Annotated in this window: 24 protein-coding genes, 2 tRNA genes and 1 pseudogene; 16 read left to right on the plus strand and 11 right to left on the minus strand. The window is 67.1% G+C overall.

Features of this window, described 5'->3' with window-relative positions; genetic code table 11:
* Positions 1–4 precede the first annotated feature (4 nt).
* The 4 genes from ABZV44_RS34995 to ABZV44_RS35010 form a co-directional block, all read right to left on the minus strand.
* On the minus strand, positions 5–682 hold the full coding sequence (locus tag ABZV44_RS34995; RefSeq protein ID WP_354846075.1) for a phenylacetaldoxime dehydratase family protein: 678 nt from the start codon (positions 680–682) through the stop codon (positions 5–7).
* Between the two features lie 147 nt (positions 683–829).
* A complete protein-coding gene (locus ABZV44_RS35000; protein WP_354846078.1) occupies positions 830–1309 on the minus strand; it encodes a hypothetical protein in 480 nt (159 codons plus the stop codon).
* A gap of 129 nt (positions 1310–1438) precedes the next feature.
* Positions 1439–2440, minus strand: coding sequence for a glycosyltransferase (locus ABZV44_RS35005; protein ID WP_354846080.1), 1002 nt, complete (start codon positions 2438–2440; stop codon positions 1439–1441).
* A 551-nt stretch (positions 2441–2991) separates the two neighbouring features.
* Positions 2992–3528 (minus strand): SRPBCC family protein, encoded by a 537-nt coding sequence (locus tag ABZV44_RS35010; RefSeq protein WP_354846082.1) that lies wholly within the window; start codon positions 3526–3528, stop codon positions 2992–2994.
* Between the two features lie 58 nt (positions 3529–3586).
* Between ABZV44_RS35010 and ABZV44_RS35015 the strand changes: the two genes are divergently transcribed.
* Positions 3587–3997, plus strand: coding sequence for a helix-turn-helix domain-containing protein (locus ABZV44_RS35015; RefSeq protein WP_354846084.1), 411 nt, complete (start codon positions 3587–3589; stop codon positions 3995–3997).
* A 225-nt stretch (positions 3998–4222) separates the two neighbouring features.
* Here ABZV44_RS35015 and ABZV44_RS35020 read toward each other — a convergent pair.
* Positions 4223–4309 (minus strand) — tRNA-Leu (locus ABZV44_RS35020).
* A gap of 222 nt (positions 4310–4531) precedes the next feature.
* On the opposite strand from ABZV44_RS35020, the gene ABZV44_RS35025 reads away from it, so the two are divergent.
* The 6 genes and pseudogenes from ABZV44_RS35025 (at position 4532) to ABZV44_RS35050 (ending at position 10760) form a co-directional block, all read left to right on the plus strand.
* The gene (locus ABZV44_RS35025; protein WP_213560578.1) at positions 4532–5155 is read left to right on the plus strand and encodes an ANTAR domain-containing response regulator; all 624 of its coding nucleotides are present in this window, start codon (positions 4532–4534) and stop codon (positions 5153–5155) included.
* Positions 5156–5458: 303 nt separating this feature from the next.
* Positions 5459–6613 carry a branched-chain amino acid ABC transporter substrate-binding protein gene (locus ABZV44_RS35030; protein WP_354846226.1) on the plus strand — a complete coding sequence of 385 codons (1155 nt, stop codon included), beginning with the start codon at positions 5459–5461 and terminating at the stop codon, positions 6611–6613.
* Positions 6614–6688: 75 nt separating this feature from the next.
* The gene (locus tag ABZV44_RS35035) at positions 6689–7729 is read left to right on the plus strand and encodes a branched-chain amino acid ABC transporter permease (protein WP_354846087.1); all 1041 of its coding nucleotides are present in this window, start codon (positions 6689–6691) and stop codon (positions 7727–7729) included.
* Positions 7726–8955, plus strand: a complete 1230-nt coding sequence (locus ABZV44_RS35040; protein ID WP_354846090.1) for a branched-chain amino acid ABC transporter permease — start codon at positions 7726–7728, stop codon at positions 8953–8955. The genes ABZV44_RS35035 and ABZV44_RS35040 overlap by 4 nt, the downstream gene beginning before the upstream one ends.
* Positions 8952–9902: pseudogene (locus tag ABZV44_RS35045) on the plus strand (ABC transporter ATP-binding protein); the annotation flags it as partial. The gene ABZV44_RS35040 and the pseudogene ABZV44_RS35045, both read left to right, overlap by 4 nt.
* A gap of 162 nt (positions 9903–10064) precedes the next feature.
* Entirely contained in the window at positions 10065–10760 is a 696-nt protein-coding gene (locus ABZV44_RS35050; RefSeq protein ID WP_354846229.1) for an ABC transporter ATP-binding protein, read from the plus strand.
* Between the two features lie 61 nt (positions 10761–10821).
* Here the strand turns inward: ABZV44_RS35050 and ABZV44_RS35055 are convergent.
* A tRNA-Trp gene (locus ABZV44_RS35055) sits at positions 10822–10894 on the minus strand.
* 92 nt (positions 10895–10986) lie between these two features.
* Between ABZV44_RS35055 and polA the strand changes: the two genes are divergently transcribed.
* The 3 genes from polA (at position 10987) to ABZV44_RS35070 (ending at position 14780) form a co-directional block, all read left to right on the plus strand.
* Positions 10987–13776, plus strand: coding sequence for a DNA polymerase I (gene polA / locus ABZV44_RS35060; protein ID WP_354846092.1), 2790 nt, complete (start codon positions 10987–10989; stop codon positions 13774–13776).
* Between the two features lie 337 nt (positions 13777–14113).
* Positions 14114–14257 carry a hypothetical protein gene (locus ABZV44_RS35065; protein WP_354846095.1) on the plus strand — a complete coding sequence of 48 codons (144 nt, stop codon included), beginning with the start codon at positions 14114–14116 and terminating at the stop codon, positions 14255–14257.
* A 91-nt stretch (positions 14258–14348) separates the two neighbouring features.
* A complete protein-coding gene (locus tag ABZV44_RS35070) occupies positions 14349–14780 on the plus strand; it encodes a 2-keto-3-deoxygluconate kinase (RefSeq protein ID WP_354846098.1) in 432 nt (143 codons plus the stop codon).
* 146 nt (positions 14781–14926) lie between these two features.
* Here the strand turns inward: ABZV44_RS35070 and trxA are convergent, their stop codons facing one another.
* Positions 14927–15292, minus strand: a complete 366-nt coding sequence (gene trxA / locus ABZV44_RS35075; protein ID WP_120739276.1) for a thioredoxin — start codon at positions 15290–15292, stop codon at positions 14927–14929.
* A gap of 81 nt (positions 15293–15373) precedes the next feature.
* Positions 15374–15889: a 2'-5' RNA ligase family protein gene (locus ABZV44_RS35080; protein WP_354846101.1), complete on the minus strand. Its 516-nt coding sequence runs from the start codon at positions 15887–15889 to the stop codon at positions 15374–15376.
* Between the two features lie 89 nt (positions 15890–15978).
* On the opposite strand from ABZV44_RS35080, the gene ABZV44_RS35085 reads away from it, so the two are divergent.
* From ABZV44_RS35085 to ABZV44_RS35100, 4 genes are all read left to right on the plus strand, one after another.
* Complete coding sequence (locus ABZV44_RS35085; RefSeq protein WP_354846103.1) at positions 15979–17064, plus strand: isocitrate/isopropylmalate family dehydrogenase; 1086 nt, start codon at positions 15979–15981, stop codon at positions 17062–17064.
* Positions 17065–17217: 153 nt separating this feature from the next.
* Positions 17218–18126: an ABC transporter substrate-binding protein gene (locus ABZV44_RS35090; RefSeq protein ID WP_354846105.1), complete on the plus strand. Its 909-nt coding sequence runs from the start codon at positions 17218–17220 to the stop codon at positions 18124–18126.
* Between the two features lie 6 nt (positions 18127–18132).
* Positions 18133–19083, plus strand: coding sequence for an amino acid ABC transporter permease (locus ABZV44_RS35095; protein WP_354846108.1), 951 nt, complete (start codon positions 18133–18135; stop codon positions 19081–19083).
* A gap of 90 nt (positions 19084–19173) precedes the next feature.
* Entirely contained in the window at positions 19174–19926 is a 753-nt protein-coding gene (locus tag ABZV44_RS35100; RefSeq protein ID WP_354846231.1) for an amino acid ABC transporter ATP-binding protein, read from the plus strand.
* Between the two features lie 74 nt (positions 19927–20000).
* Here ABZV44_RS35100 and ABZV44_RS35105 read toward each other — a convergent pair whose 3' ends face one another.
* Both ABZV44_RS35105 and ABZV44_RS35110 read right to left on the minus strand, forming a co-directional pair.
* On the minus strand, positions 20001–20840 hold the full coding sequence (locus ABZV44_RS35105) for an alpha/beta fold hydrolase (protein WP_354846111.1): 840 nt from the start codon (positions 20838–20840) through the stop codon (positions 20001–20003).
* Positions 20837–21268 carry a helix-turn-helix domain-containing protein gene (locus tag ABZV44_RS35110; RefSeq protein WP_354846114.1) on the minus strand — a complete coding sequence of 144 codons (432 nt, stop codon included), beginning with the start codon at positions 21266–21268 and terminating at the stop codon, positions 20837–20839. Before ABZV44_RS35110 ends, ABZV44_RS35105 begins: the two co-directional genes overlap by 4 nt.
* A 135-nt stretch (positions 21269–21403) precedes the next feature.
* Here ABZV44_RS35110 and ABZV44_RS35115 point away from each other — a divergent pair, with 135 nt between their 5' ends.
* Positions 21404–21868 (plus strand): DUF4383 domain-containing protein, encoded by a 465-nt coding sequence (locus tag ABZV44_RS35115; RefSeq protein WP_354846117.1) that lies wholly within the window; start codon positions 21404–21406, stop codon positions 21866–21868.
* A 2-nt stretch (positions 21869–21870) separates the two neighbouring features.
* On the opposite strand, the gene ABZV44_RS35120 is transcribed toward ABZV44_RS35115, so the two are convergent.
* On the minus strand, positions 21871–22791 hold the full coding sequence (locus ABZV44_RS35120; protein ID WP_354846120.1) for a LysR family transcriptional regulator: 921 nt from the start codon (positions 22789–22791) through the stop codon (positions 21871–21873).
* A 71-nt stretch (positions 22792–22862) separates the two neighbouring features.
* Between ABZV44_RS35120 and ABZV44_RS35125 the strand changes: the two genes are divergently transcribed.
* A complete protein-coding gene (locus tag ABZV44_RS35125; RefSeq protein WP_354846123.1) occupies positions 22863–24227 on the plus strand; it encodes an FAD-binding oxidoreductase in 1365 nt (454 codons plus the stop codon).
* Positions 24228–24329: the final 102 nt, after the last annotated feature.

The raw sequence follows: 24329 nt of genomic DNA on the forward strand, positions 1-24329 counted from the left end.
CGTTTCAACCGCGATGTTCATCGCGCGGTCGAATGTCGCTCACCTGAGGTTGGTTCTCGTTTACCGGAGTGTCCGCTCGGCAACAGGTCAACGCCCCTGGAATGTGAGCATGCCCGTTCGCGTCCGGCAAATCAATAGCCGAACAGTTATTGGTGTTCGCCGTGTCGTACAACGCGGATTCCGTTATCACGGGCGCGATTTCGGGCACGGCCCGATCTCCGGCCTGGACCCTCTCGCCGACCCGGCCGCGTGTCGAGAACAACCGCCCCCGAGCCGGGACGGTTCGTGCGAACCGGGCCAGCCCGGTGGCCGTGGACATATCGTCGTACACGGAATCGATTCCGCCCCTGGCGAAATAGGCTTCGTGCCAGAATCCGGTGCCGCCGGAATCCCGCAGGAATTGCTGCCACCACTGCCGGTGCGGGTCCGATCGCGTCCACCGTTCCAGGCTCTCCAGATCCCGCCAGTACTGGCGCGCACCCCAGTGCGGCGGCCACAGCGACCACACCACATCCTCGTGTGACAGGAGCCCGTCCGGCCTGTCGTGATGTGACCGGTACAGCTTGGGGCCGACGCCCAGCAGCCGCAGGATTCCACGCGGCTTGCGCACCCGCATTCCGAGCAGGATCACGACCAGATCCGGATATTCGGACAGGTCCGCGGTCATTCTCTTCACCCGCATTCGTGACCTCCGCACGTTTCGCTGATCTGTGCGGGACTACGGCGCCGCTGTGCTCACGGTTCGAGGACGCTGTTTCCTCGTCCTGCGCGAAGTCTAGTCTGCCGTGCGGTGCGCGGCCGGAACGTGGATGCGGCCCGGCGTGCCCCGCTAGGTGCTCAGCCGCAGCACGGCCGAATTGCCCTGGACGGCAACGATCTTCACGGTCAGGCCGTTGAGGAAGATGGTGCCGCCGACCCCGGTCGACCCGGAGACCGGTAATCCGAACACCGTCGTCGACGCGGTGACCGAGCCCGGGCTGATCTGCCCGATCCGGACACTGCTGATCCGGGAGAATCCGGGAACCGGAATCGTGGTCGGCCCGTCGACCCGGACCTCGCAATTGCCGTTGGAGCAGGCGCCGAGATCGGTCCCGTTCGAGGCCGCCGGCAGTCCGTCCGACGGCTGGTTCGATGCTTTCGAAGACGTAGCTTTGGCCACGGTCGTCTCTCCCGCCGTCGATCCTGTCCCGGCCGGTACCGCCGACCCGCCCGTTTCCGTCCCGCACCCGGCGCACAACGCCACAACCGCCACCGCCAGGCCGACCCCGGCCGGCCCCACTTTCGCCACCGTGGATATCGGGATTCGCATGCAACCTCCACCATGCTCTCGGACCTACGGACACCGATAATGCGCGACGGGGCGGCCCGCCGTAGTGAAATCCGACTGTTCGCCCCGATTTATCCCCCGTACTGCCCATCAGAGCCGGGCCTGACCCCCCTATCGGCCCGCGATGTAGTCGCGCAGCCGCTCGACGACCTCATCCGGCCCGGGCATCCGAGCGATCTCCGCCGCAACCGCCTCGGCCGCCTCGCGATGAGAATTGCCCCGTCGCGGCAGCAACCGCGCCGCCCGATCGGCGATCGTGTCCGCGTCGACCTCGCCCGCCCCGAGCTGAATCGCCGCACCCACCGCCTGCAGCGCATCCGCGTTGGCGAACTGGTCGGCCCCCTGCGGCAGGACCAGTTGCGGCACTCCGAAATTCAACGCACCGAGCGTGGTACCGCTGCCCCCGTGATGCACGACGAGATCGACGTGGGGGAGCAGGCGGGACTGCGGCACCCAGCCGTGAACGCTGACATTGCCCGGCAGCGCACCGAGCTCGTCCGGATCCAGCCGCCCCGCGGCGACGATGACCTGGGCGTCGAGCCGAGAGAGCCCGGACAAGACCTGCGTGAGCAGTCCCGGTGTGCCGAACACGGTGCCCAGCGTCAGGTAGATCAGTGGCCGAGACGACGGTATGCCCGGCAACGCGCCGAGTTCCCCCGTCTCCGGGTAGGGAACCGGCCGCAACTCGATCCGTTCCTCTTTCAGAAATTCCTTGTCCTGCAGCGAGACCGGGCAAATATCGATATGCGGCACCCCCTCCACCCCGGCGATCCGGGTCGGCATCTCCAGCCCGATCCCCTCCGGAAACATCCGCCCGAACCCATGCCACACCCCCGGAATCCCCGCCCGCCGCGCCGCGATCGCCGCCCCCGGCACCCCCCACTCATGAATCACCAGATCCGGCCGCAACCGCTCCAAATCCCCCGCAATATCCTCCGCATACATCTCGGAAAAACAATCCCCCGGCCGAAACGCCCCCAACCCATGCCGCCCGATCACCCCGTGCATCCCCGCCCCCACCGCGAAATGCACCTCGCACCCCGCTTCCCGAGCCGCCACCGCCAGCGGCACCAGCGGATACGCATGCCCCACGGTCGCGAGGCTGGCAAACACAAGGCGCATCCCGCCACCCTAGCCCGTCAACCCAAGGTTGACCATCCGCGAACCTCCTGCCGGACACCACTTCTCGCGACGCCCCGGAATGCGGTCGTGCGTCATCACGGGAAAGCGTGTTCCGTAGCGATGTCGGACGGCCTGTACCGCAGTCGATTTCGGTGGCCTTCACTTCGCCCTGGACCGCCCCGAGGCCCAGCGCCGACGCCGCGGGTGATCTCATGTAGGGACTGGCCTTCGGCGGTTACGCGAACTTCGTTGAATTTCCGGCGACTACTGCAGGTGCCATCAATTGCATCGAATGCGAACTCGCGATGGTCCGCCTCGCTCGCTGAGCGACACGGCGAATTCGTTGCCATTCAGCCGGATTCGGCGGCACATTCGCTGCTGGGGGCGTAGTCCGTCGTCTGCGTGGCCGAACGGACGCCCGAGTGGTCCGAAGAATCGACGCAACCCGCGACGGTGGAATGCGCAACCTCGCCAGTCCGGGCCCCTCCGGAGGGTCGCGTGCTCGCGGGGGACCTTCGGCGACAGCCGCCCGCGGTGGTGGATTATGTGGAGGCCGCGGGGATGCTGCTGTGTTCTTTGTCCAGGAGAGTGGTGATGTGACGGTGCAGACCCTGGACGCTTTCGGCGCTGGCATCGGCGACGAGGGCGCGCTGGGCGGGGGTGAACGGGGAGTCGGGGTGGTAGAGCGTGCGGCGGGTGAACGTGGTGGTGCCGTCGCCGTCCTCGGTGAGCGAGTACTGCAGGCCCGCACCGACATTGTCGTCGACGATCAGGGAGGACTTGGCGTAGTCCTGGTCGACCACGCGCCAGTGGAGATGTTGTTCGCTGCCGTCCTCGAGGCGGCCGTGTTCGTAGATCACATCGTCGACGCGGTACGGGCGTTCGGTGACGCCGCCGACGTCGTGGCTGGCGACGTGCCATTCGGGCCAGAAGCGGGCCTGTGTGACCAGATCGAAGACGGCGTGGGCGGGGGCATGGAAGGTGACGGTGTTGCTGTCGCCCACGGTCCAGTCGTTGTACTCGGTGCCCATGTCGTAGACCTCCTCGGCAGAAATCGCGCTCTCAAAATGAGAGTACATGCGATCTGCGGGTACACGCAAAGTGTAGGCTGCATGCGCAGAAAGGAGCGTGGGAGTGATGGGTGACGAACGGCGGCCGGGACGTCGAGTGTCGGTCGGTGAGGTGCTCGCGCGTGCGGGCACCGTGCGGGAGGCCTTCGACACCATTGCCAACACCTGGTCGCTACTCATTCTGGTCGCGCTGCGCGACGGCACGCTCCGCTACAACGAACTCAAGCGCACCGTGGGCGGCGTCAGTGAGCGCAGGTTGTCGCAGACCTTGAAGGTCCTCGAGCGTGACGGCGTGGTGGATCGGAAGCTGGTGCGTTCCATTCCTTCTCACGTTGAATACAGCCTGACCCCGACAGGCGAGGCGGTCGTCGACTCGCTCGGCGACCTGTTGTCCACGATTATCGAATTCTCGCCACAGGTCGCAGCCGCACGGCAGCGTTACGACGAGAAGCATGCCGACGCCGCCCCGGAGGGCTGAATCCGGTTGACTCTCAATGTTTCCCATCGGTACCGGCTATCGGCGGCGGCAGGCGGCCCGATGCCGGGCACCTCTTCCACAGGACGACCGGGTGGAGATGAATCGGGCGGAAGATATTGCGCCGCACAATCTTCGAATCATCGAAATCTTGCCGCGAACGGACACTCCGCCGCATGTCGGATCGGGGGAGTGCCGGAAGATGATCCCTGGAGTCGGGATCGACCGTGGTGCCGAGTGTGGGACTCGAACCCACACGTCCTTTCGGACAACGGTTTTTGAGACCGTCGCGTCTGCCAGTTCCGCCAACCCGGCGCACCGGGAAGAAATGATAGCGGGTGGAGGGGGGAAGAGACTAATCGAGGGGGTCGGGGGACTGCCGGGTTGTGATACTGGTCGGTTTGCGCTGGGTACGTGGGTTGTGGGGGCGGGTGAACGGTACTCTTTGGGGTGACTCGATGCGTGCTGGTCCTGCGAGGGTGGCGCAAGGCGAGGTGGCATCGGGTATCGGTATTCGGAAGCGACAGGGGTTCATCTATGGGAACGACAGCAGGGGGCGGTTCGAAGAAGGACGCTGCAGCGTCCGCCCCCAAGCGGGTGGTGGTTGCCGAGGACGAGGCGCTCATCCGGATGGACCTGGTGGAGATGCTCTCGGAGGAGGGCTATCACGTGGTGGGTGAGGCGGGAGACGGTCAGCAGGCCGTGGATCTCGCCGAGGAGCTGCGGCCGGATCTGGTGATCATGGACGTGAAGATGCCGCGTCGGGACGGCATCGACGCGGCGGCCGAGATCGCGTCGAAACGCGTTGCGCCGGTGGTCATCCTGACCGCCTTCAGCCAGCGCGACCTGGTGGAGCGGGCGCGCGACGCGGGCGCGATGGCGTACCTGGTGAAGCCGTTCACCAAGTCGGATCTGGTGCCGGCCATCGAATTGGCCGCGTCGCGATTCCACGAGATCGCGGCGCTCGAGAGCGAGGTCGCGAATCTGACCGACCGGCTCGAGACCCGCAAGCTGGTCGAACGTGCCAAGGGTGTGCTGATGCAGACCCAGGGGCTGTCCGAGCCGCAGGCGTTCAAGTGGATTCAGCGCACGGCCATGGATCGTCGCACCACCATGAAGGCAGTCGCGGAAGTGGTGCTGGAGAACCTCGCGCCGAAGTAAGCCGCATTTGCCGCGTCGTCGCCCTGCTGTTGCCGCTAATGCACTGGAGAAATTAACAGTGCGGTAACAGCGGGGCCTTCTGCTTTTGTTGCGATGTCACATGGATGATTCGAATGTGATGCGGAGCTAACGTGGCGGGGCTATGTTCTGGACGGGCCGATCGATGGGGCGGCCCTCCTCGGTCACCCCGGGGGAGCACAGAACATGAGGTGAATCGTGCTTGGTTCATTGACGCGCACGTCGTCCCTGCGACGCAGTCGCACGGCGCGAGCGGTGGTCATCGGAGCGGCGGCCGTACTCGCTCTGGCGTCGGCGGGATGCAGCAGCAAATCAACGGATAATTCGGGCGGCGGCTCGAATCTGACCATTCAGCCTCTCGTGCAGGTGGATGGCCAGGGCAAGGAAGTTCCGGCGAAGGACACCAGCGCGGCCGCGGATCCGGCCGGCGACGGCAAGGGGAAATGCGCTCCCCAGACGATCGCGATGGCCGGCCCGCTGACCGGTGACAACGCCAACCTCGGCCTGAACATCATCCGCGGCGTGAAACTGGCGCTGGACCAGCACAACAAGGCCAACCCGGGCTGCCAGGTGACGGTCAAGGAATTCGACACCGAGGGCGACCCGCAGAAGGCCACCCAGGTCATCCCGACCATCGTCAGCGATCCGTCGATCGTGGCCCTGATCGGCCCGACCTTCTCCGGCGAGACCAAGGCGACCGGCGCGATCCTCAACCAGGCCAATCTGCTGTCGCTGACGCCGTCGGCCACCAACGTCACCCTCACCACCAACGGCTGGAACAACTTCTTCCGCGGCCTGGGCAACGATGGCATCCAGGGTCCGGCCGTGGCCGGATACCTCAAGGGCACCGGCAAATTCAAGAAGATCTGCGTCATCGCCGACGACTCCGACTACGGCACCGGCCTGGCCAAAACCGTCACCGAGGGCCTGGGCTCGATCGCCGACCCGAGCTGCGCGGCCAATGTGAAGCAGAAGGACAAGGACTTCTCCGCGACGGTGTCCAAGATGGCCTCGGCCAAGCCGGACGGCATCTTCTACGCCGGCTACTACGCCGAGGCGTCCCCGCTGGTCAGCCAGCTGCGCAATGGCGGCGTGACCGCGACCTTCATCTCCGATGACGGCACCAAGGACGTCGAATTCGTCAAGCAGGCGGGCAATGCCTCCAAGGACGCGCTGCTGTCGTGCCCGTGTGGTCCGGCGACCGACAAGTTCACCACCGCCTACAAGGCGTTCAACAACTATGACCCGGGCACCTATTCGACCGAGGGCTACGACCTGACCACCATCGTGCTCAAGGGCATCGAGGCCGGTAAGGTCACCCGCCCCGATCTGGTCGATTTCGTGCGCAACTACGACGGCCAGGGCCTGGCACGCGAATACAAGTGGAGCGCCACCGGTGAATTGGCGAACGCTTTGATCTGGATGTACCAGGTCAAGTAGCACTCACTATTCGGAACAGCGTGTGCCGAATAGTTTTCGGCGCACGCTGTTCTCCTCGGACGGCGAAAGTAACGAATGTCTGCACCCGCTCTGGCCGATGTGACCCTCCTCGCGAGCAGTTCCATCGAATTCAATGTCTCCGGCGTAGTCGACCAATTCTGGCGGCTGACCGTCGAAGGTTTGACCTACGGTTCGATCTACGCCCTGGTCGCGGTCGGATACACACTGGTCTACGGTGTGTTGCGCCTGATCAATTTCGCCCATTCGGAAGTTTTCATGCTGGGCATGTTCGGCCAGCTGGTCGGGCTGATGGTCTTCGGATTCGCCGCCAGTGGCGATGTGTATTCCCAGGGCGTCGTCTCGACCGTCATCTATCTCGGCGCCGCCATGGTCTTCGGCATGCTGGTCTCCGGCGCGGCCGCGGTGGGCCTGGAGCGGGTCGCGTACCGCCCGCTGCGCAAACGCGGCGCGAAACCGCTGATCTTCCTGATCACCGCGATCGGAATGTCCTTCGTACTCCAGGAATTCGTGCACTACGTGCTGCCGAAGCTGACCGGCAACAAACTCGGCGGCACCAATGCGCAGCAGCCGATCGTGCTGGTGAAGCCCACCGAGCAGTTCCAGATCTTCGGCGCCTCGGTCACCAATATCTCGCTGGTGATCGTGCTGGCGGCGATCGCGCTGGCGCTCACCACCGAATTGCTCATCAATAAGACGAAATTCGGCCGCAGCATTCGCGCGGTGGCGCAGGACCCCGATACCGCCACGCTCATGGGCGTCTCCCGGGAGCGGGTCATCATGCTGACCTTCCTCATCGGCGGCGTGCTCGCGGGTGCGGCCGCGCTGCTGTACACGCTCAAGATCCCCAACGGCATCATCTACAACGGCGGATTCATTCTGGGCATCAAGGCGTTCAGCGCCGCGGTCCTGGGCGGCATCGGCAACCTGCGTGGCGCGCTGCTGGGCGGCCTGCTGCTGGGTCTGGCCGAGGATTACGGGCAGATCCTGTTCGGCACCCAGTGGCGTGACGTGGTGGCCTTCGTGGTGCTGGTCGGCGTGCTGATGATTCGCCCGACCGGCATTCTGGGCGAGAGCCTGGGGAGGGCACGGGCATGACGACGACGAAACCGGCCCCCGTGCCACAGCATTCGCCCGCCGGACGGGGCGTCGGCGACGCCATCCGCAACTGGTGGGGCGGGCTGTCCCGTCCCGCCCAGTGGGCGTTCGGCGTACCGGCGGTCATCGTGCTGGCCGTGCTGCCGCTGTTCAAGCTGCCGCTGCTGGACACCCCCGGCACCAGTTTCGGCGGGGTGATGGCGCAGTTCGCCATGTACGCCCTCATCGCCATCGGCCTGAATGTGGTTGTGGGACAGGCGGGTCTGCTCGACCTGGGATATGTCGGCTTCTACGCGGTCGGCGCGTATTCGGTGGGCCTGCTCACCAGCCCGAACAGCCCGTGGAATCAGACCAACGGCGGCTTCCTCGACCCCAAGTGGGCATGGCTGGCGTGTGTGCCGATCGCGATCCTGCTGACGGCGATCTCCGGGCTCATCCTGGGTACGCCCACCCTGCGCCTGCGTGGCGACTACCTCGCCATCGTGACCCTCGGCTTCGGTGAGATCGTGCGGCTGCTGGCCGACAATCTGCCCGAGATCACCAATGGCAGCCTCGGGCTGTCGCGGATCCAGTATCCGAAGCTTGGGGAGTCGGACGCTCACCCCGGCGGCTATTTCTCCTCCGGCAACCTGGGCGACACCAGCAGCTGGAATCCCTTGGACCGGGCCAACTCCGGCACCTGGTGGTATTGGCTCGGCATCGTGCTGGTGGTCGGCGTGCTGATGCTGGTCGGCAATCTCGAGCGCAGCCGTGTCGGCCGCGCCTGGGTCGCCATCCGCGAGGACGAGGACGCCGCCGAGATCATGGGCGTGCCCACCTTCAAGTTCAAACTGTGGGCCTTCACCATCGGCGCGGCCATCGGCGGCCTGTCCGGCGCGCTGTACGCGGGCCAGGTGCAGTTCATCAACCCGGCCGGATTCAATGTCATCAACTCGATGCTGTTCCTGTGCGCGGTGGTGCTGGGCGGCCAGGGCAACAAGCTCGGCGTGATCGTCGGCGCGTTCCTGATCGTGTACCTGCCCAACCGGTTCATGTCGGTGAATGTGGGCGGGCAGTCGCTGGGCGACTACAAGTATCTGTTCTTCGGACTCACGCTGGTGGTGGTGATGATCTTCCGGCCGCAGGGTCTGTTCCCGGCTCGGCAGAAACTGCTCGCCTACGGGCGGCAGGTGTATCGGGCGGTGCGACGGCCGGTGGCCGCGCAGGCGACGGGAGCGGGGCAATGACGGGGCCGGGCGACGCGCTCTTCGACAACGAGGACATGGCGGCCGGGTACGCGGCGCCGGAGGTCGAGCCCAGCGCGGGCACACTGGACGTGACCGAGGTGCTACCGGTCTACAAGGACCACGAGGTGGTCGCGGAAGTCGTTGCGCCGCACCGGGAGATCGAGACCGCGATCGGCGCGCCGCTGCTGCGCACCGACGGGCTGACGGTGAAGTTCGGTGGTCTCACCGCGCTGGACGCCGTGAGCTTCGAGATCCGCCGCGGCGAGATCCTCGGGCTCATCGGACCCAATGGCGCGGGCAAGACGACCTGCTTCAACGCCATCTCCGGCGTGTACCGGCCGTCGGGCGGCACCGTCTACTTCGACGGCAAGCCGCTCACCAAGACCAAGCGCAACGAGATCACCCGCCTGGGTATCGCGCGCACCTTCCAGAACATCCGGCTCTTCGGCGAGATGACCGCGCTGGAGAACGTCGTGGTGGGCGCGGACGCCCGGCACCGGACCTCGGTCCCGGGCGCCATCTTCCGCACCGCCCGGCACCGGAGCGAGGAGCGCGACTCGCTCGAAAGAGGCATGGCGCTGCTGGAATTCGTCGGCATCGCCGCGCACGCGGTGGAGAAGGCGCGCAATCTGTCCTACGGCGATCAGCGCCGCCTGGAGATCGCCCGCGCGCTGGCGACGGAACCGAAACTGCTGTGCCTGGACGAGCCGGCCGCCGGCTTCAACCCGAGCGAGAAGTCGGCGCTGATGGATCTGATCCGCAAGATCCGCGACGACGGCTACACCGTGCTGCTCATCGAGCACGACATGCGGCTGGTCATGGGCGTGACCGACCGCATCGTGGTGCTCGAGTTCGGCCGCAAGATCGCCGACGGGCTGCCGGACCAGATCCGCCAGGACCCGGCGGTGATCAACGCGTATCTGGGCGTGCCCGACGAGGCGGAGGCCGCGGACGGTGGCGCCGAGCAGGCCGCGGCCCCGCTGGCCGCCGGCGCGGAGGTGGACCCGGGCAAGCCTGGCGCACAACCGATTCCGGACCCGAGCAAGCCCGTCCCGGTGCCGGACGCACCGGGAGCCCCGTCCGATCAGCCCCTGCTGACGGTCGAGGACATGGTGGTCAACTACGGCAGAATCCAAGCCCTGCACGGTATCTCGCTGTCGGTCGGCCAGGGCGAGCTGGTGACCCTGCTGGGCGCCAATGGCGCGGGCAAGACCACCACCATGCGTGCCCTGTCCGGCCTGCTGCCGCTCACCCGCGGCCGCATCATGTTCCAGGGCCGCGACATCACCCGCATGAAGGCCCACGAGCGCGTCGTGGCGGGCCTGATCCAGGCCCCCGAGGGCCGCGGTGTCTTCCCCGGCATGACGGTCCAGGAAAACCTCGACATGGGTTGCCACGCACGACCGTTCAAGGCCAAGGCCGACTACACCCACACACTGGACTGGGTCTACGAGCTGTTCCCGCGACTGCTCGAACGCCGGCGCCAGGTGGGCGGCACCCTCTCCGGCGGCGAGCAGCAGATGCTGGCCATCGGCCGCGCCCTCATGGCCCGCCCCCAGCTGCTGCTGCTGGACGAGCCGTCAATGGGCTTGGCCCCCATGGTGATCCAGCAGATCTTCCGCATCATCGCCGACATCAACGCCCAGGGCACCACGGTCCTGCTGGTCGAGCAGAACGCCCAGCAGGCGCTGACCCGCAGCGACCGCGCCTACATCCTGGAAACCGGCGAGGTCACCAAAACCGGCGGCGGCCGGGCCCTCCTGCACGACCCCGCCGTCAAATCCGCCTACCTCGGCGTCGGCTGAGCCCGGGCCCCGAAAAGCATTCGGGCCGGTCACCTTCCGGTGACCGGCCCGAAGCCTTCTGCAGGGGCGACAGGAATCGAACCTGCAACCTGCCGCTTTGGAGACGGCTGCTCTGCCAATTGAGCTACACCCCTTGGCGAGGGCATACGCTACCAGGTAGCCCGGCCGCGATGAAATCGGTTTTGCTGACCTGCGGCGACGGGCCGAGTATGCCCGCTGCCCACGGATGTCGGAGGGGATACCTAGACTCTGTCGGGTGACCCCTGCCTCTACTGATCAGCGTCCTGGTGTTGTGCCCGCATCTGCGTCCGGGGAGCAGCCGACCCTGCTGCTGCTGGATGGGCATTCGCTGGCCTATCGCGCGTTCTACGCGCTGCCGGCAGAGAACTTCAAGACGCAGAGCGGGCAGACCACCAATGCCGTGTACGGATTCACGGCGATGCTGATCAATCTGTTGCGGGACGAGAAGCCCACGCATGTGGCGGCGGCGTTCGACGTGAGCCGGAAGACCTTCCGGACCGAGGCGTTCCCCGAGTACAAGGCGAACCGGATCAGCACGCCCGACGAGTTCCGGGGCCAGGTGGAGACCACCCAGGAAGTGCTGGGGGCACTGGGGATTCCGGTGATGGCCATCGAGGGATACGAGGCGGACGATCTGATCGCCACCCTCACCACACAGGCCGTGCCCGAGGGTTTCCGGGTGCTCATCGTCACCGGTGACCGCGATTCGCTGCAGCTGGTCAACGACAACGTCACCGTCCTCTACCCGAAGAAGGGCGTCTCCGAGCTGACCCGGTTCACACCGGCGGCGGTGGAGGAGAAGTACGGTCTCACCCCGCAGCAGTATCCGGACTTCGCGGCGCTGCGCGGCGACCCGAGCGACAACCTGCCCGGTATCCCGGGCGTGGGGGAGAAGACCGCCGCCAAGTGGGTGCGCGAATACGGTGATCTGGCCACGCTGGTCGACCAGGTGGACAAGGTCAAGGGCAAGGTCGGAGACGCGTTGCGCGCCAACCTGTCCAGCGTCGTGCTCAACCGTCAGCTCACCGAGATGGTGAAGGACGTGCCGCTGCCCTACACCCCGGAGCAGCTGGCCGTGCAGCCGTGGGACCGGGAGAAGATCCACCGCCTGTTCGACGAGCTGGAGTTCCGCGTCCTGCGCGATCGTCTCTTCGACACCCTGGCCCCGGTGGAGCCGGAGGCCGAGGCCGGTTTCGAGATCAGCGGCAGCACCCTCGCGGCCGGTACGGTCGCGGACTGGCTGGCCGAGCACGCCGGAACCGGTGTGCGGCACGGTGTTTCCGTGGTCGGCACCGGTTCGCCGATCAACGGCGACACCCAGGCCATCGCACTGGCCGCCGCCGACGGCGAGGGCGCCTACATCGACGTGCACACCCTCACCCCGGAGGACGAGAAGGCGCTGGGCGCCTGGCTCGCCGACGCCGAGATCCCGAAGGCGTTGCACGAGGCCAAGACCGCCATGCACGCGCTGCGCGGCCGCGGCTGGCAGCTGGGCGGGCTCACCAGCGACACCGCGCTGGCCGCCTACCTGATCCTGCCCGGCCAGCGCACCTTCAACCTGGAGGACCTGTCGCTGCGCTACCTGAGCCGGGAGTTGCGCGTCGACAATGCCGGCGAGAGCCAGCTGTCGCTGCTCGACGACGAGGAGCAGGTCGACGCCGAGGTCGCCAATGCCCAGATGCTGCGCGCCCGTGCGGTTTCCGATCTCGCCGACGCCTTCGACACCGAACTCGAGCGCATCGAGTCCACCGCCCTGCTGCGCGATATGGAACTCCCGCTGCTGAGCGTGCTGGCCGATCTGGAGGCCGCGGGCATCGCCGTCGACACGGCCCAGCTGGAGGAGCTGCAGCGCGAGTTCGCCGACCGCGTCGCCGAGGCCGCCAACAACGCCTACGGCGTGATCGGCAGGCAGATCAACCTGGGCTCGCCCAAGCAGCTGCAGGTGGTGCTGTTCGACGAACTCGATATGCCGAAGACCAAGCGCACCAAGACCGGCTACACCACCGACGCCGACGCACTCGAGGGTCTCTACGAGAAGACCGAGCACCCGTTCCTGAAGCACCTGCTCGAGCACCGCGACGCCACCCGGCTGAAGGTGACCGTGGACGGCCTGCTCAAATCGGTCGCCGACGACGGCCGCATCCACACCACCTTCAATCAGACGGTCGCGGCCACGGGCCGGCTCTCCTCGACCGAGCCCAACCTGCAGAACATCCCGATCCGCACCGATATGGGCCGCCGCATCCGCGACACCTTCGTGGTGGGCACCGGGGCGGGCTCCGGCGGTGTCACCGCCTACGAGTCGCTGATGACCGCCGACTACAGCCAGATCGAAATGCGGATCATGGCCCACCTCTCCAAGGACGAGGGCCTGATCGAGGCCTTCAACTCCGGCGAGGACCTGCACAACTTCGTCGCCTCCAAGGCCTTCGACATCCCCATCTCCGAGGTGGAACCGGAACTGCGCCGCCGCATCAAGGCCATGTCGTACGGCCTGGCCTACGGCCTGTCCGCCTACGGCCTGTCCCAGCAGTTGAAGATCAGCGCCGACGAGGCCAAGGTCCAGATGGACATCTACTTCAACCGTTTCGGCGCCATCCGCGACTATCTGCGCGACGCCGTCGAGCAGGCCCGCAAGATCGGCTACACCGAGACCCTCTTCGGCCGCCGCCGCTATCTGCCGGATCTGGATTCCAGCAACCGGCAGCGTCGCGAGGCCGCCGAGCGGATGGCCCTGAACGCCCCGATCCAGGGCACGGCCGCCGACATCATCAAGGTCGCCATGATCGACACCCAGCAGGCGATCCGGGCGGCCGGGCTGAAGTCCCGGATGCTCTTGCAGATTCACGACGAACTCGTCTTCGAGGTCGCTCCCGGCGAGCGCGAGCAACTGGAATCGCTTGCGCGCGAGCACATGTCCCATGCCATCGAACTCTCGGTGCCGCTCGAGGTCTCGGTGGGCGTGGGCCGCAGCTGGGATTCGGCGGCGCACTAGGTGCGAGCGCGGCCCGGGCCGCTCGGGCGTTCGATACGTGACAACTGATTTCGCTGCGCCATGGGTAACTCGCCGGGTACGTCCAAGATTCGGGTACTGGTCTGACCGCGGGCACGGGTGCGCGACTCCGACGCCACACTGCCGTCCGCTGAAGTTTCGGGGAGGCGGACCAGCCGTGAGCTGGGCACGTTCACCAAACAGATGTCTGCGGGCCCCATGGTGTTTGCTCGCACTCTTCCGCGGGCCGGTGTGGCGCCCGTCGCATATCCGGTGACCTGCGGCGAAGTTACTCGTGGGTCGATTGCGAATATGGTTGCCATTGCGAGGATGCCCCCCTATGCTCGACCTCGTGCCGAATCCCGCCTACAGCCGCAGCGCAGCGCTCGAAGTCGCCGACCGCGACCGCGCCGCGCTCATTTCGCTCACCGCGAGTGTGGCTGGCGCGCGCGTACTCGTAGTTCTCCGCCGTAGCGGGGTCTGACTCGGACCGGCCCCTCGCTGCGGCCGAATGAACTTTTCTTGCTGGTCCCCTCTGTCACTTTCTTCGGAAGAAGTCGGGAAGACCTAGTTCAATGACCATCACCATTGATACCGCCACGTTCAACGCCGCTGCCCCCGCGAGTCTGCGGAGCGAGTGCATCGGCCTGACCCCCGCCGAGTTCCACGACCGATACTGCGCCCCGACGGGCCCGGTCAAGCTCAGCGACTGGACCCCGATCGGCCACCGCGCCGGCACGGCCACCCTGGAAATCGCCGATCACCTGCGCACCGTCGTGGCGACGGGCAGCCCGGTGGCGGCGCTGACCTCGGCTCTCTACGACGAGGGCTACCCGGTGGAGATCCTCGCGTTCCACCAGCGCCGCACCGCGGACGGCATGGCCACCTTCGTCCAGTGCGAGTTCAACGGCCGCCGCGGCTGGGGCGCCGCCCTCGCCGACGATCCGGCCGAATCCACTATCCGCGCCATGATCGCCGGCATCAACCGGCTCGGTTCGCACTTCTGAGCGAAGCAGGAATCCGGCCCCGCTGCTGAGGCAGCGGGGCCGGATTGCGTGAGATGTCCGCTGAAAAGCCGTGAGATGTCTGCTGAAAAGACAAGCGCCGCAACTCCTTCCGGGGTTGCGGCGCTGAGTTCGCGGGGTGCGCGGGCCTACTTCGACTCTTGCTCGGCGATCTGCTTGCGGACCTCGTCCATGTCGAGGGCCTTCACCTGGGTGACCAGGTCCTCGAGGGCGGCCGGGGGCAGCGCGCCGGGCTGGGCGAAGACGAGCACGCCCTCGCGGAAGGCCATGATGGTCGGGATCGAGCGGATATTGGCGGCGGCGGCCAGGCCCTGCTGGTCTTCGGTGTCCACCTTGCCGTGCACCACGTCGGGATGCGTCTCCGACGACTTCTCGAAGGTCGGGGCGAAGCTGCGGCACGGGCCGCACCACGAGGCCCAGAAGTCGACGAGAACGACGTCGTTGCCGGTGACTACCTCGTCGAAGTTCTGCTCGGTCAGGGTCTGGGTGGCCATGGTTTCCTCTCGTATCGATGTCCCCCGGTCCAACACGGGGCCCACTGGTTATCTTCCCTGGGTGATCGGCCGGTCGGTCGTTCAGAGTCGTTCGGTCCCGGAGATGGGCCACTCCTCACGCCGGTCACCGTCCCATCGCCGGATGCCCTCTACGGTAGCCCGGAAGTCCTTGTCCCAGGCCACCGCGTCGAGCGCCGCCTCGAGTTGTCCCGGCCGCAGCCGCCGCGCGAGCGTGACGTGCGGCGTCCAGACGTCCGGGCGCACGTTGGCGGGAATGCCCGGGCACTCCTCGATGACACGGAACAGCCTGTGCTGCAGGGTGATCAGTGCTGCGGAGGGCACCACGGCCCGGACCAGAATGGGCGTGCGTGCGCCGAACACCAGCAGTCCGCCCAGCCGGATCGGAAAGGGCCGAAACTCCTGGCGCGCCAAGACTTTATCGAGTCGCGGCCAGATCTCGGAGGCGACCGCGAGGCTGATGTGCGGCCGGTGCTCGGGCCCGGGCGCGCGCAATCCGATTTCGCGCAGCAGCGCCCACTGCCGCCGCACCTCGGCCTCGGCCGTCACGTCGAGCACCAGTTCCACCGATTGCACCATGGTGTCCCGAACCTACGCCGAGATCTCGAAACATGCGCGGCCGTGTGCCGGAGCGTCACCGGCGCGGGGGTTGCGCGAGGATGGCTCCCATGAGCGACAGCGACACTCGAGTACGCCTGGGCCTGTTGGAGGGCGACGGCATCGGCCCGGAAATCGTGCGCGCCACCCGGGATGTGGTCGACGACGCCTTCCTGGCCACGGGTCTGCCGCCGGTGGAATGGGTGACGCTGCCGCTGGGACACGCGGCGATCGAGCAGTACGGCAACCCGGTACCCGCGCAGACCCTCGATGGGCTGGCCGAACTGGATGCCTGGATCATGGGCCCGCACGACAGCGCCTCCTATGCGCCCGAACACCGCACCGGCCTGCCGCCGGCGGGCGCGGTGCGGAAACGCTTCGGGCTCTACGCCAATATCCGCCCGGCCCGCACCCTCGAGGGCGTCCGCTCGGTCGCCCCGGACATGGATCTGCTGATCCTGCGCGAGAACACCGAGGGCCTCTACGCCGACCGCAATATGGCCGCGGGCTCCGGCGAATTCCAGCCGTCGCCGGATGTGGCGCTGGCCGTCGGCGTGTTCACCCGCCCGGCGATCGAGCGGATCGCGCACCTGAGTTTCGAGATCGCGGGCGAGCGCTCCAAGAAGGTGACCATCGTGCACAAGGCGAACGTGCTGCCCATGACCATGGGCATGTTCCGCGACGTCTGCTACGAGGTGGCTGCGCAGTATCCCGACATCGAGGTCGGCGACGAGCACGTCGACGCGGCGGCCGCGCATCTGGTCCGCGCGCCCCAGGACTACGACGTGATCGTCACCGAAAACCTCTTCGGCGACATCCTTTCCGATCTGGCGGGGGAGTTGAGCGGTTCGCTCGGCATGGCGGCGTCGGTGAACTGTTCGGACACGCAGATCATGGCGCAGGCCGTGCACGGCGCGGCCCCCACGCTGGCCGGGCACAATCGCGCGAATCCGGTGGCGCTGTTCAACTCCGCCGCGGGCATGTTGCGGTGGATGAGCCGGACCCCGCGCTACAGCGCCCTGCGGCGGGTGGGCGACCGGGTGGAACACGCGGTTGCGGAGACGTTGCGAGCCGGTGTTGCGACGTCCGATTTGGGTGGGCTAGCCTCTACCTCCGAATTCACCGAGCAGGTGCGCGCCCGGCTGCACCGCTGGTGAGCGCGCACTTCCGGGACCGGGCGTGTTCGGCCACGCGATGGCGTGTCGCCGATTAATGTTCGGTTACCGACCGACACGGACGGTGTCACTCGCTTACATTTCAAACGGCGAGCGACGCCCGGATGTCGCGCACCCGAACTGTGGAGGACTGCTGTGTCTGTTCGTAACTCTCTTCGCGGGCGTGTCCTGCGGGCCGCTGTCGTCGTCGCCGGCGGCGCCCTCGCACTGACCGCGTGTACCAGCAATTCCGAGTCCAGCGGCCCCGAGGTGGCCAAGGTCGAGGTGACCAAGGTCGACACCATCGCCGCCAAGGTGCCCGCCGACATCAAGTCCTCCGGCAAGCTGACCGTCGGTGTGAACGTGCCCTACCAGCCCAACGAGTACCGGGATCCGAGCAGCGGCAAGATCGTCGGCTTCGACGTCGACCTGATGGACGCGGTCGCCAAGGTGCTGGGCCTGTCGGCCGACTACAAGGAAGCCGACTTCGAGAAGATCATCCCCTCCATCGAGGCGGGCACCTTCAATCTCGGCATGTCCTCGTTCACCGACAACAAGGAGCGCGAGGCCACCGCCGACTTCGTCGACTACTTCTCCGCGGGCAGCCAGTGGGCCCAGCAGAAGGGCAAGCCGGTCGACCCGAACAATGCCTGCGGCAAGCGAGTCGCGGTGCAGCGCACCACCGTTCAGGACACCGACGAGATCCCGGCCAAGTCCAAGGCCTGCACCGATGCGGGCAAGCCGGAGATCCAGAAGGTCGCCTACGACGAGCAGTCCGCCGCCGCCAACGCGCTGGTACAGGGTCAGGTCGACGCCATGTCCGCCGACTCCCCGGTGACCGCGTACGCCATCAAGCAGGCCAGCGACAAGATCGAGGCGGCCGGCAAGATCTTCGACTCCGCGCCCTACGGCTGGCCGGTCAAGAAGAGCTCGCCGCTCGCGCCGGTGCTGCAGGAAGCCGTGCAGTACCTGATGGACAACGGGCAGTACAAGAAGATCGCCGAGAACTGGGGTGTCCAGGAGGGCGCGATCACCAAGTCGGGCATCAACGGGGCGACGAGCTGAAGAACGATGTCGCAGGACGAGACCAATTCCGCAGCCTCGGCTGCGTCGGCGGTCGCGAGCACCGAGCCCGAGCCGATCAAAGCGATTCCGCTGCGACGGCCGGGCCGGTGGATCGCCGCCGCGATCATTCTGATTGCCCTGGCCCTGTTCGTGTGGGGTGCCAAGACCAACGAGGCGTACCACTGGGACACCTACTTCAAGTACCTGGGTGACAAGCGAATCGCCAAGGGCGCGTTGGTCACTCTGGAACTGACCGTGCTGGCCATGGTGATCGGTGTGGTGCTGGGCGTGTTGCTGGCGGTCATGCGGCTGTCGCCCAATCCGGTGCTGCGCTCGGTGGCGTGGGCGTACCTGTGGATCTTCCGCGGTACGCCGGTCTATGTGCAGCTGGTGTTCTGGGGTCTGTTCCCGTCGCTGTACAAGACCGTGACCGTGGGTGTGCCGTTCGGGCCGTCGCTGACGCACTTCGATGTGCAGCACTGGTCCGCGCCGTTCTTCTTCGCCATGATCGGCCTGGGTCTCAACGAGGCGGCCTATATGGCCGAAATCGTGCGCGCCGGGATCAATTCCGTGGGCGAGGGGCAGCGCGAGGCGTCGGTGGCGCTGGGCATGTCCTGGTCGCAGACCATGACCCGCACGGTGCTGCCGCAGGCCATGCGGGTGATCATCCCGCCCACCGGCAACGAGCTGATCTCGATGCTGAAGACCACCTCGCTGGTGACGGCCATCCCGCTCACCACCGACCTCTACGGCCGGGCCCGCGACATCTACAGCATCAACTTCCAGCCGATTCCGCTGCTGCTGGTGGCCGCCACCTGGTACCTGCTCATCACGAGCGTGCTCATGATCGGCCAGTACTACCTGGAGCGGTACTACTCGCGGGGTTCGTCTCGGCAGTTGACGGCAAAGCAGTTGCGCGCCTTGGCTCAGGCGCAGGTCGCCGGCGGAACGGGATAGGGGAACGCTGATATGTCCGAGGACTCGATGTCGTTCTCCAAGGATCCGATTCCGCTCGTCGAGGACGCGCTGGCGCCTTCGAGCGTGCCGATGGTGCGCGCCGACCGGGTCGCCAAGAACTTCGGCGCACTGAAGGTGCTCAAGGGCATCACGCTGGAGGTGAAGCGCGGCGAGGTGCTCTGCCTGATCGGTCCCTCCGGCTCCGGCAAGTCCACCTTCCTGCGCTGCATCAACCATCTCGAGCAGATCAATGCCGGACGGCTCTATGTGGACGGCGATCTGGTCGGCTACCGCGAGAAGAACGGCAAGCTCTACGAGCTGCACCCGCGCGATGCCGCCAAGCAGCGCCGCGACATCGGCATGGTCTTCCAGCACTTCAACCTGTTCCCGCACCGCACGGCGCTGGAGAACATCATCGAAGCGCCGACCAGGGTCAAGAAGCTCAAGCGGCCCGCCGCGGTCGCCCGGGCCCGGGAGCTGCTGGACCGGGTCGGGTTGGCGGACAAGGCCGATGCCTACCCCGCCCAGCTCTCCGGCGGTCAGCAGCAGCGCGTGGCCATCGCGCGTGCCCTGGCCATGGACCCCAAGCTCATGCTCTTCGACGAGCCCACCTCGGCGCTGGACCCTGAGCTCGTGGGCGAGGTCCTCGGCGTCATGCGAGAACTCGCGGCCTCCGGCATGACCATGATCGTGGTGACCCATGAAATGGGCTTCGCCCGTGAGGTGGCCGATCAGCTGGTCTTCATGGACGGCGGTGTCGTCGTCGAGGCGGGCAACCCGCGTGAGGTGCTCGCCAACCCCCAGCACGACCGGACCAAGGCGTTCCTGTCGCGCATTCTGTAGGCGCACAACACGATCGGGGAGCTGTCCCGCCGGAGTTCACCAGAATTCCGCGCGGTGACAGCTCCCCGATGGTGTTATTTCCGCAGGAACTCCTCGATGGGGGCGGTCTGGCCGAGGATGGCGTGGCCGACGCCCGGGAGGACCAGGGTGGTCGCATCCGGGATGGATTGCGTTGCGCGGCGCGCGGTGTCGGCCGACTTGAACATGGCGTCGTCTTCGCCGACGATCACCAGGACCGGCATCGTGAGGCTGCGCAGCTGGTCGTCGGTGAAGATCGGCAGCTTGCCCGTGCGCGGAGTGAAGTGCGTGAACGTGAGGGTCACGTCGTCCAGGATCTCCGCGTGGTCGGTCAGGTTCAGGCCGGTGACAATGGCCGCGGAGCGGCGCAGGTCGTGCTTGCTGAACAGGTGGTCGACCAGGTTCTTGAAGATCCAGCCGAAGCGCTGCTTGCCGATGCCACCGGGGCACAGCAGGGCCAACCTCGTGACGCGGTCGGGCCGGCGGACGGCATAGTCCAGCGCGATCCAGCCGCCCAGTGACATGCCGACGAAGCTCGCGGACGAAAGCTGAAGGCCCGCAAGGACATCGTCGAGCCACTGCGCGAGCGCCTCGGAGCCGAGGGCCGGCCGCGATTCGGTGCTGCCGCCGGGTTCGCCGTGCAGGTCGACCGCGTAGACCCGGAAATCCCGGGCCCAGGAGGCGATATCGGCGCGCCAGGCGGAGTTGTTGGAGCCGGAGCCGTGCAGCAGGATCACCGGCGGGGCGTCCTGCGGGCCGGACGCGAGCACGAACGTATCGCCCTCGCGGGTCGCCAGGTGCAGCTGCTCGGCGGGAACCGGCCACTGCCGCAAGATATCCCGGTAGCGAGCCTGGATGGCGGCGCGGCCGGCCTCGGATTTGTAGATCGCGTTCACGACGCGAGGACTCCTTCCATGTATTCGAGCAGCCGGGCGGTATCGCCCAGGCCGCCGACGAGAATGACCTTCAGGCGGGCGCGTTCGCGGTCGTGGAAGGTCTGGATCCGCAGGGGCTGCCCGTCCGGTCCCCGGGTCGCCGCCGCGCCGGTCAGCAGGGTGCTGACCCGGTCGGCGGTGCCGGGATCCACGGCGTCGACCTCGATGATGGTCGACGCTTCCGAATGCCGGTGCCGGGCAACCGATTCACGCGGGCTGCCGGGCTCGGGCAGGCCGGTGAAGGCCGCCAGATCGGTGGCCGCGATGCGGTACTGCTTGCCGATGCGGGTGGCGGGTAGCTTCCCGTCGCGCACGTAGCCGCGGACGGTGCGGACGTGCAGGCCGAGGCGCTCGGCTACCTCGTCGACGGAGTACAGACGATCTGTCACGAAAACTACCTTAAACATCCCTATCTGTGATCGCAATTGGGAGGTTTAGGTAACTATGTGAGGAGACTTACGGTGGCCGCCAAACTAAACTACATTGTGTAGTAGACATTCGGTCGCACGGTGGGAGGCAGCGACATGGGGTTCACGGCGGCAGCGGAGCATCCGGTCGAATCGGCGCGGTGGAGTTTCCTGCAATGGGCGGTCCTGGTGGTCGGAGCCGTCCACATCGTCTGGGCGATCGCGGGCTGGGTCGCCGAACCCAGCTTCGCCATGGGCGAGCACGCCCCGGCCACACCGGTGCTCGGCATGGACTACAACGGCTGGCACGGGCTCGCGGGACTGCTGCTGTTCACGCCCGCGCTGGTGGCCGCGCTGCGCAAGCGCTGGGCCGCCTGGTATTGCGTGATCGCCGCTGTCGGAGGCGGATTCGTGGTCGGCGTCTGGGCGCTGTTCGCGCACAGTGTGCTGATGTTCAGCTTCCCGAATCACCGCAGCGACGCCGTCGAGCACATCGTGACCGGTGTGGTGCTGCTGGTGCTGGTCGGTGTCCAGGCGATCCGGGACCGCGGCCTGCGGGCGGTGTTCGCGGCCGGGACGTGACGCTAGGGCTCGACGAGCATCGGCGCCGGATCCTTCCAGCGTGCCAACGCGATGCGGAGCTGTCCGAGTAGGACTTTCGCGGCCGGGCTCAGCGGCCGCTCGGTACTCCAGGCCAGGACCAAACGGCCCCGCATCTCCGGATCGATCTCCAGGGTGCGCACCCCTGATTGGGCCGCCTCGTCGGCGGGGACGCGCGGGATGACGGCCACGCCCAGCTCGTGCGCGGCCAGCCGGATGAGCAGTGGGGGAGCGGCGGCTTCGAACGCCACATCGGGGACGAGATCTGCTGCGGCGCAGGCATTGTCGAGCAGACCGCGCAGACCGGTGCCGCTCGGCAGGCAAATCAGGGGATGGGTGCACAGCTCGGCCAGCGTGATTCGTTCGCCGAAGCCCTCGGCCCCGGCCGCTACCGCCGCGACAATGGCACTGTCGTAGACGGTTTCGGTCCCGATGCCCGGATCCAGGTCGCCGGAAACGCTGAGTACCCCGATATCCAGGTCACCACGGCGGACCGCTGCGTGCATGGATTCGGAGGTGTCCTCGGTCAGGGAGATGCCGATCTGCGGGTGGTCGCGATGGAAGTCGGCCAGCACCTGGGCGATGTCGATCTCCTCGCCCGCCGCGCCGGAGATCAGCCCGACCCGCACGTGCCCCCGCAGCAGACCGGTGAATTCGTCCACCGTGTGGGTGATGCGCTCGACCTGATCCAGGGCCGCCCGGGCCAGCGGCAGCACCGCCTCGCCGACCGGGGTGAGCGTGACCGAGCGGCTGGAACGGTCCAGCAGTGGTTGTCCCAGTTCGCGTTCCAGGTGCCGGATCTGCGCACTGAGCCCCGGCTGCGCCAGGTGCAGGCGGGCCGCCGCCCGGGTGAAGTTGGCCTCCTCGGCGACCGTCACGAAGTACCGCAGCTGACGAAGTTCCATAACTGTTGATTCTAGCTACGAGAAAAACTATCTGTTGGAGTTCTTGATCGGAGCCGAGCAGAGTTGGTGACATGACGAAGACAGTGATCACCGAACTGCCCGCCACCGCCGGCCCCGTCTTCCAGCCCGGCGACTCCGGCTACGACGCCGAGATCGCCGGATTCCAAACCGCTTACACCCACCGTCCCGCCGTGGTCGTCGGCGCGGCGCACGCCGAGGACGTCCGCGCCGCCGTGGAATACGCGGCGCGCCACGGCCTTCCGGTCGCCGTGCAGAACACCGGCCACGGCCTGTCGGTCGCCACCGACGGCGGCGTGCTCATCACCACCCGCCGCATGACCGACATCCGCATCGACGCCGACGCCCGGACCGCCCGGGTGGCGGCGGGCGTCCAGGCCGGAGCCCTGATCGAGGCGGCCGCCGCGCACGGCCTCGCGCCGCTGAACGGCTCCTCGCTCTCGGTCGGCGTGGTCGGCTACACCCTGGGTGGCGGCATCGGCATCCTGGCCCGCGAATTCGGTTATGCCGCAGAGCATGTGCGCGGCATCGAGATCGTCACCGCCGACGGCCGGCTGCGCCGGCTGGAGCCCGGCGACGAGCTGTTCGGCGCGGTGCTCGGCACCGGCGGCAACTTCGGGGTGGTCACCGCACTGGAGCTGGCGCTGCTGCCGATCACCACCGTGTACGGCGGCCAGCTGCAATTCGACACCCCGCTGGTCGCGCCCGCACTGGAAGCGTGGCGACTGTGGACCCGGGACGTGCCCGAGCAGATGACCTCGGCCATCACCATGATGACCTTCCCCGATATTCCGGCATTCCCGCCGCACCTGCGCGGCCGGTACGTCGCGACCATCAATATCGCGTTCACCGGTTCCGCCGAAGAGGGCGAGCGCCTGGTCGCCCCGCTGCGCGCGGTCGGCGCGCGGATGGCCGACGACCTGCGGGCCATGCCGTACACGGAAAGCCATGCCATCTACCGGGATCCGGAACACCCGCACCCCTACCTGGCCACCAACGCGCTGCTGTCCGACCTGCCCGCCGACGCCACCGACGCCTTCCTGGAGGCCACCGGCCCCGAGTCGCCGGTGCCGGTGATCGCCGGTCTGCGCCACCTGGGCGGCGCGCTGGGCCGCCCGGGGCCGAACGGCATCGCCATGGACCACCGCGACGCCGAGTACATCGCCCGCGTTCTGACCATGCCGAACCCGGACAACGCGGACCAGATCGACGACCGGCTGTCGCTCACGCTGAAGTCTCTTCAGCCTTGGACGCTGGGCCAGAACCTGAACTTCCTCTACGGCGGCGGCGATCGGGCCGATGAGGAGCAGACCCGGGCGGGATACGCCGCCGCCACCTACGACCGGCTGGCGGGTCTGAAGGCGAAGTACGACCCGGCAAACCTGTTCCGCAACAACCGCAATATTCGTCCCCGCTGACCGCGTCGGATCCACTCCCGCTCGTCCCGTCACACCTGTCCGTGGCGGGGTGAGCCGCATTTCCGGGCTTGGCTCGGGCTCCCCTGCGAGCTATCGTCGTGA

This window comes from Nocardia sp. NPDC004860, assembly GCF_040609015.1.
GTDB lineage: Bacteria > Actinomycetota > Actinomycetes > Mycobacteriales > Mycobacteriaceae > Nocardia.

Coding starts and splice junctions, on each gene's coding strand:
- ABZV44_RS34995 (WP_354846075.1), bottom strand. CDS start 682: ATGCGGGTGAAGAGAATGACCGCGGACCTGTCCGAATATCCGGATCTG.
- ABZV44_RS35000 (WP_354846078.1), bottom strand. CDS start 1,309: ATGCGAATCCCGATATCCACGGTGGCGAAAGTGGGGCCGGCCGGGGTC.
- ABZV44_RS35010 (WP_354846082.1), bottom strand. CDS start 3,528: ATGTACTCTCATTTTGAGAGCGCGATTTCTGCCGAGGAGGTCTACGAC.
- ABZV44_RS35015 (WP_354846084.1), top strand. CDS start 3,587: ATGGGTGACGAACGGCGGCCGGGACGTCGAGTGTCGGTCGGTGAGGTG.
- ABZV44_RS35025 (WP_213560578.1), top strand. CDS start 4,532: ATGGGAACGACAGCAGGGGGCGGTTCGAAGAAGGACGCTGCAGCGTCC.
- ABZV44_RS35035 (WP_354846087.1), top strand. CDS start 6,689: ATGTCTGCACCCGCTCTGGCCGATGTGACCCTCCTCGCGAGCAGTTCC.
- ABZV44_RS35040 (WP_354846090.1), top strand. CDS start 7,726: ATGACGACGACGAAACCGGCCCCCGTGCCACAGCATTCGCCCGCCGGA.
- ABZV44_RS35050 (WP_354846229.1), top strand. CDS start 10,065: ATGGTGGTCAACTACGGCAGAATCCAAGCCCTGCACGGTATCTCGCTG.
- polA (WP_354846092.1), top strand. CDS start 10,987: ATGTCGGAGGGGATACCTAGACTCTGTCGGGTGACCCCTGCCTCTACT.
- ABZV44_RS35065 (WP_354846095.1), top strand. CDS start 14,114: ATGCTCGACCTCGTGCCGAATCCCGCCTACAGCCGCAGCGCAGCGCTC.
- ABZV44_RS35070 (WP_354846098.1), top strand. CDS start 14,349: ATGACCATCACCATTGATACCGCCACGTTCAACGCCGCTGCCCCCGCG.
- trxA (WP_120739276.1), bottom strand. CDS start 15,292: ATGGCCACCCAGACCCTGACCGAGCAGAACTTCGACGAGGTAGTCACC.
- ABZV44_RS35080 (WP_354846101.1), bottom strand. CDS start 15,889: ATGGTGCAATCGGTGGAACTGGTGCTCGACGTGACGGCCGAGGCCGAG.
- ABZV44_RS35085 (WP_354846103.1), top strand. CDS start 15,979: ATGAGCGACAGCGACACTCGAGTACGCCTGGGCCTGTTGGAGGGCGAC.
- ABZV44_RS35095 (WP_354846108.1), top strand. CDS start 18,133: ATGTCGCAGGACGAGACCAATTCCGCAGCCTCGGCTGCGTCGGCGGTC.
- ABZV44_RS35100 (WP_354846231.1), top strand. CDS start 19,174: ATGGTGCGCGCCGACCGGGTCGCCAAGAACTTCGGCGCACTGAAGGTG.
- ABZV44_RS35115 (WP_354846117.1), top strand. CDS start 21,404: ATGGGGTTCACGGCGGCAGCGGAGCATCCGGTCGAATCGGCGCGGTGG.
- ABZV44_RS35120 (WP_354846120.1), bottom strand. CDS start 22,791: ATGGAACTTCGTCAGCTGCGGTACTTCGTGACGGTCGCCGAGGAGGCC.
- ABZV44_RS35125 (WP_354846123.1), top strand. CDS start 22,863: ATGACGAAGACAGTGATCACCGAACTGCCCGCCACCGCCGGCCCCGTC.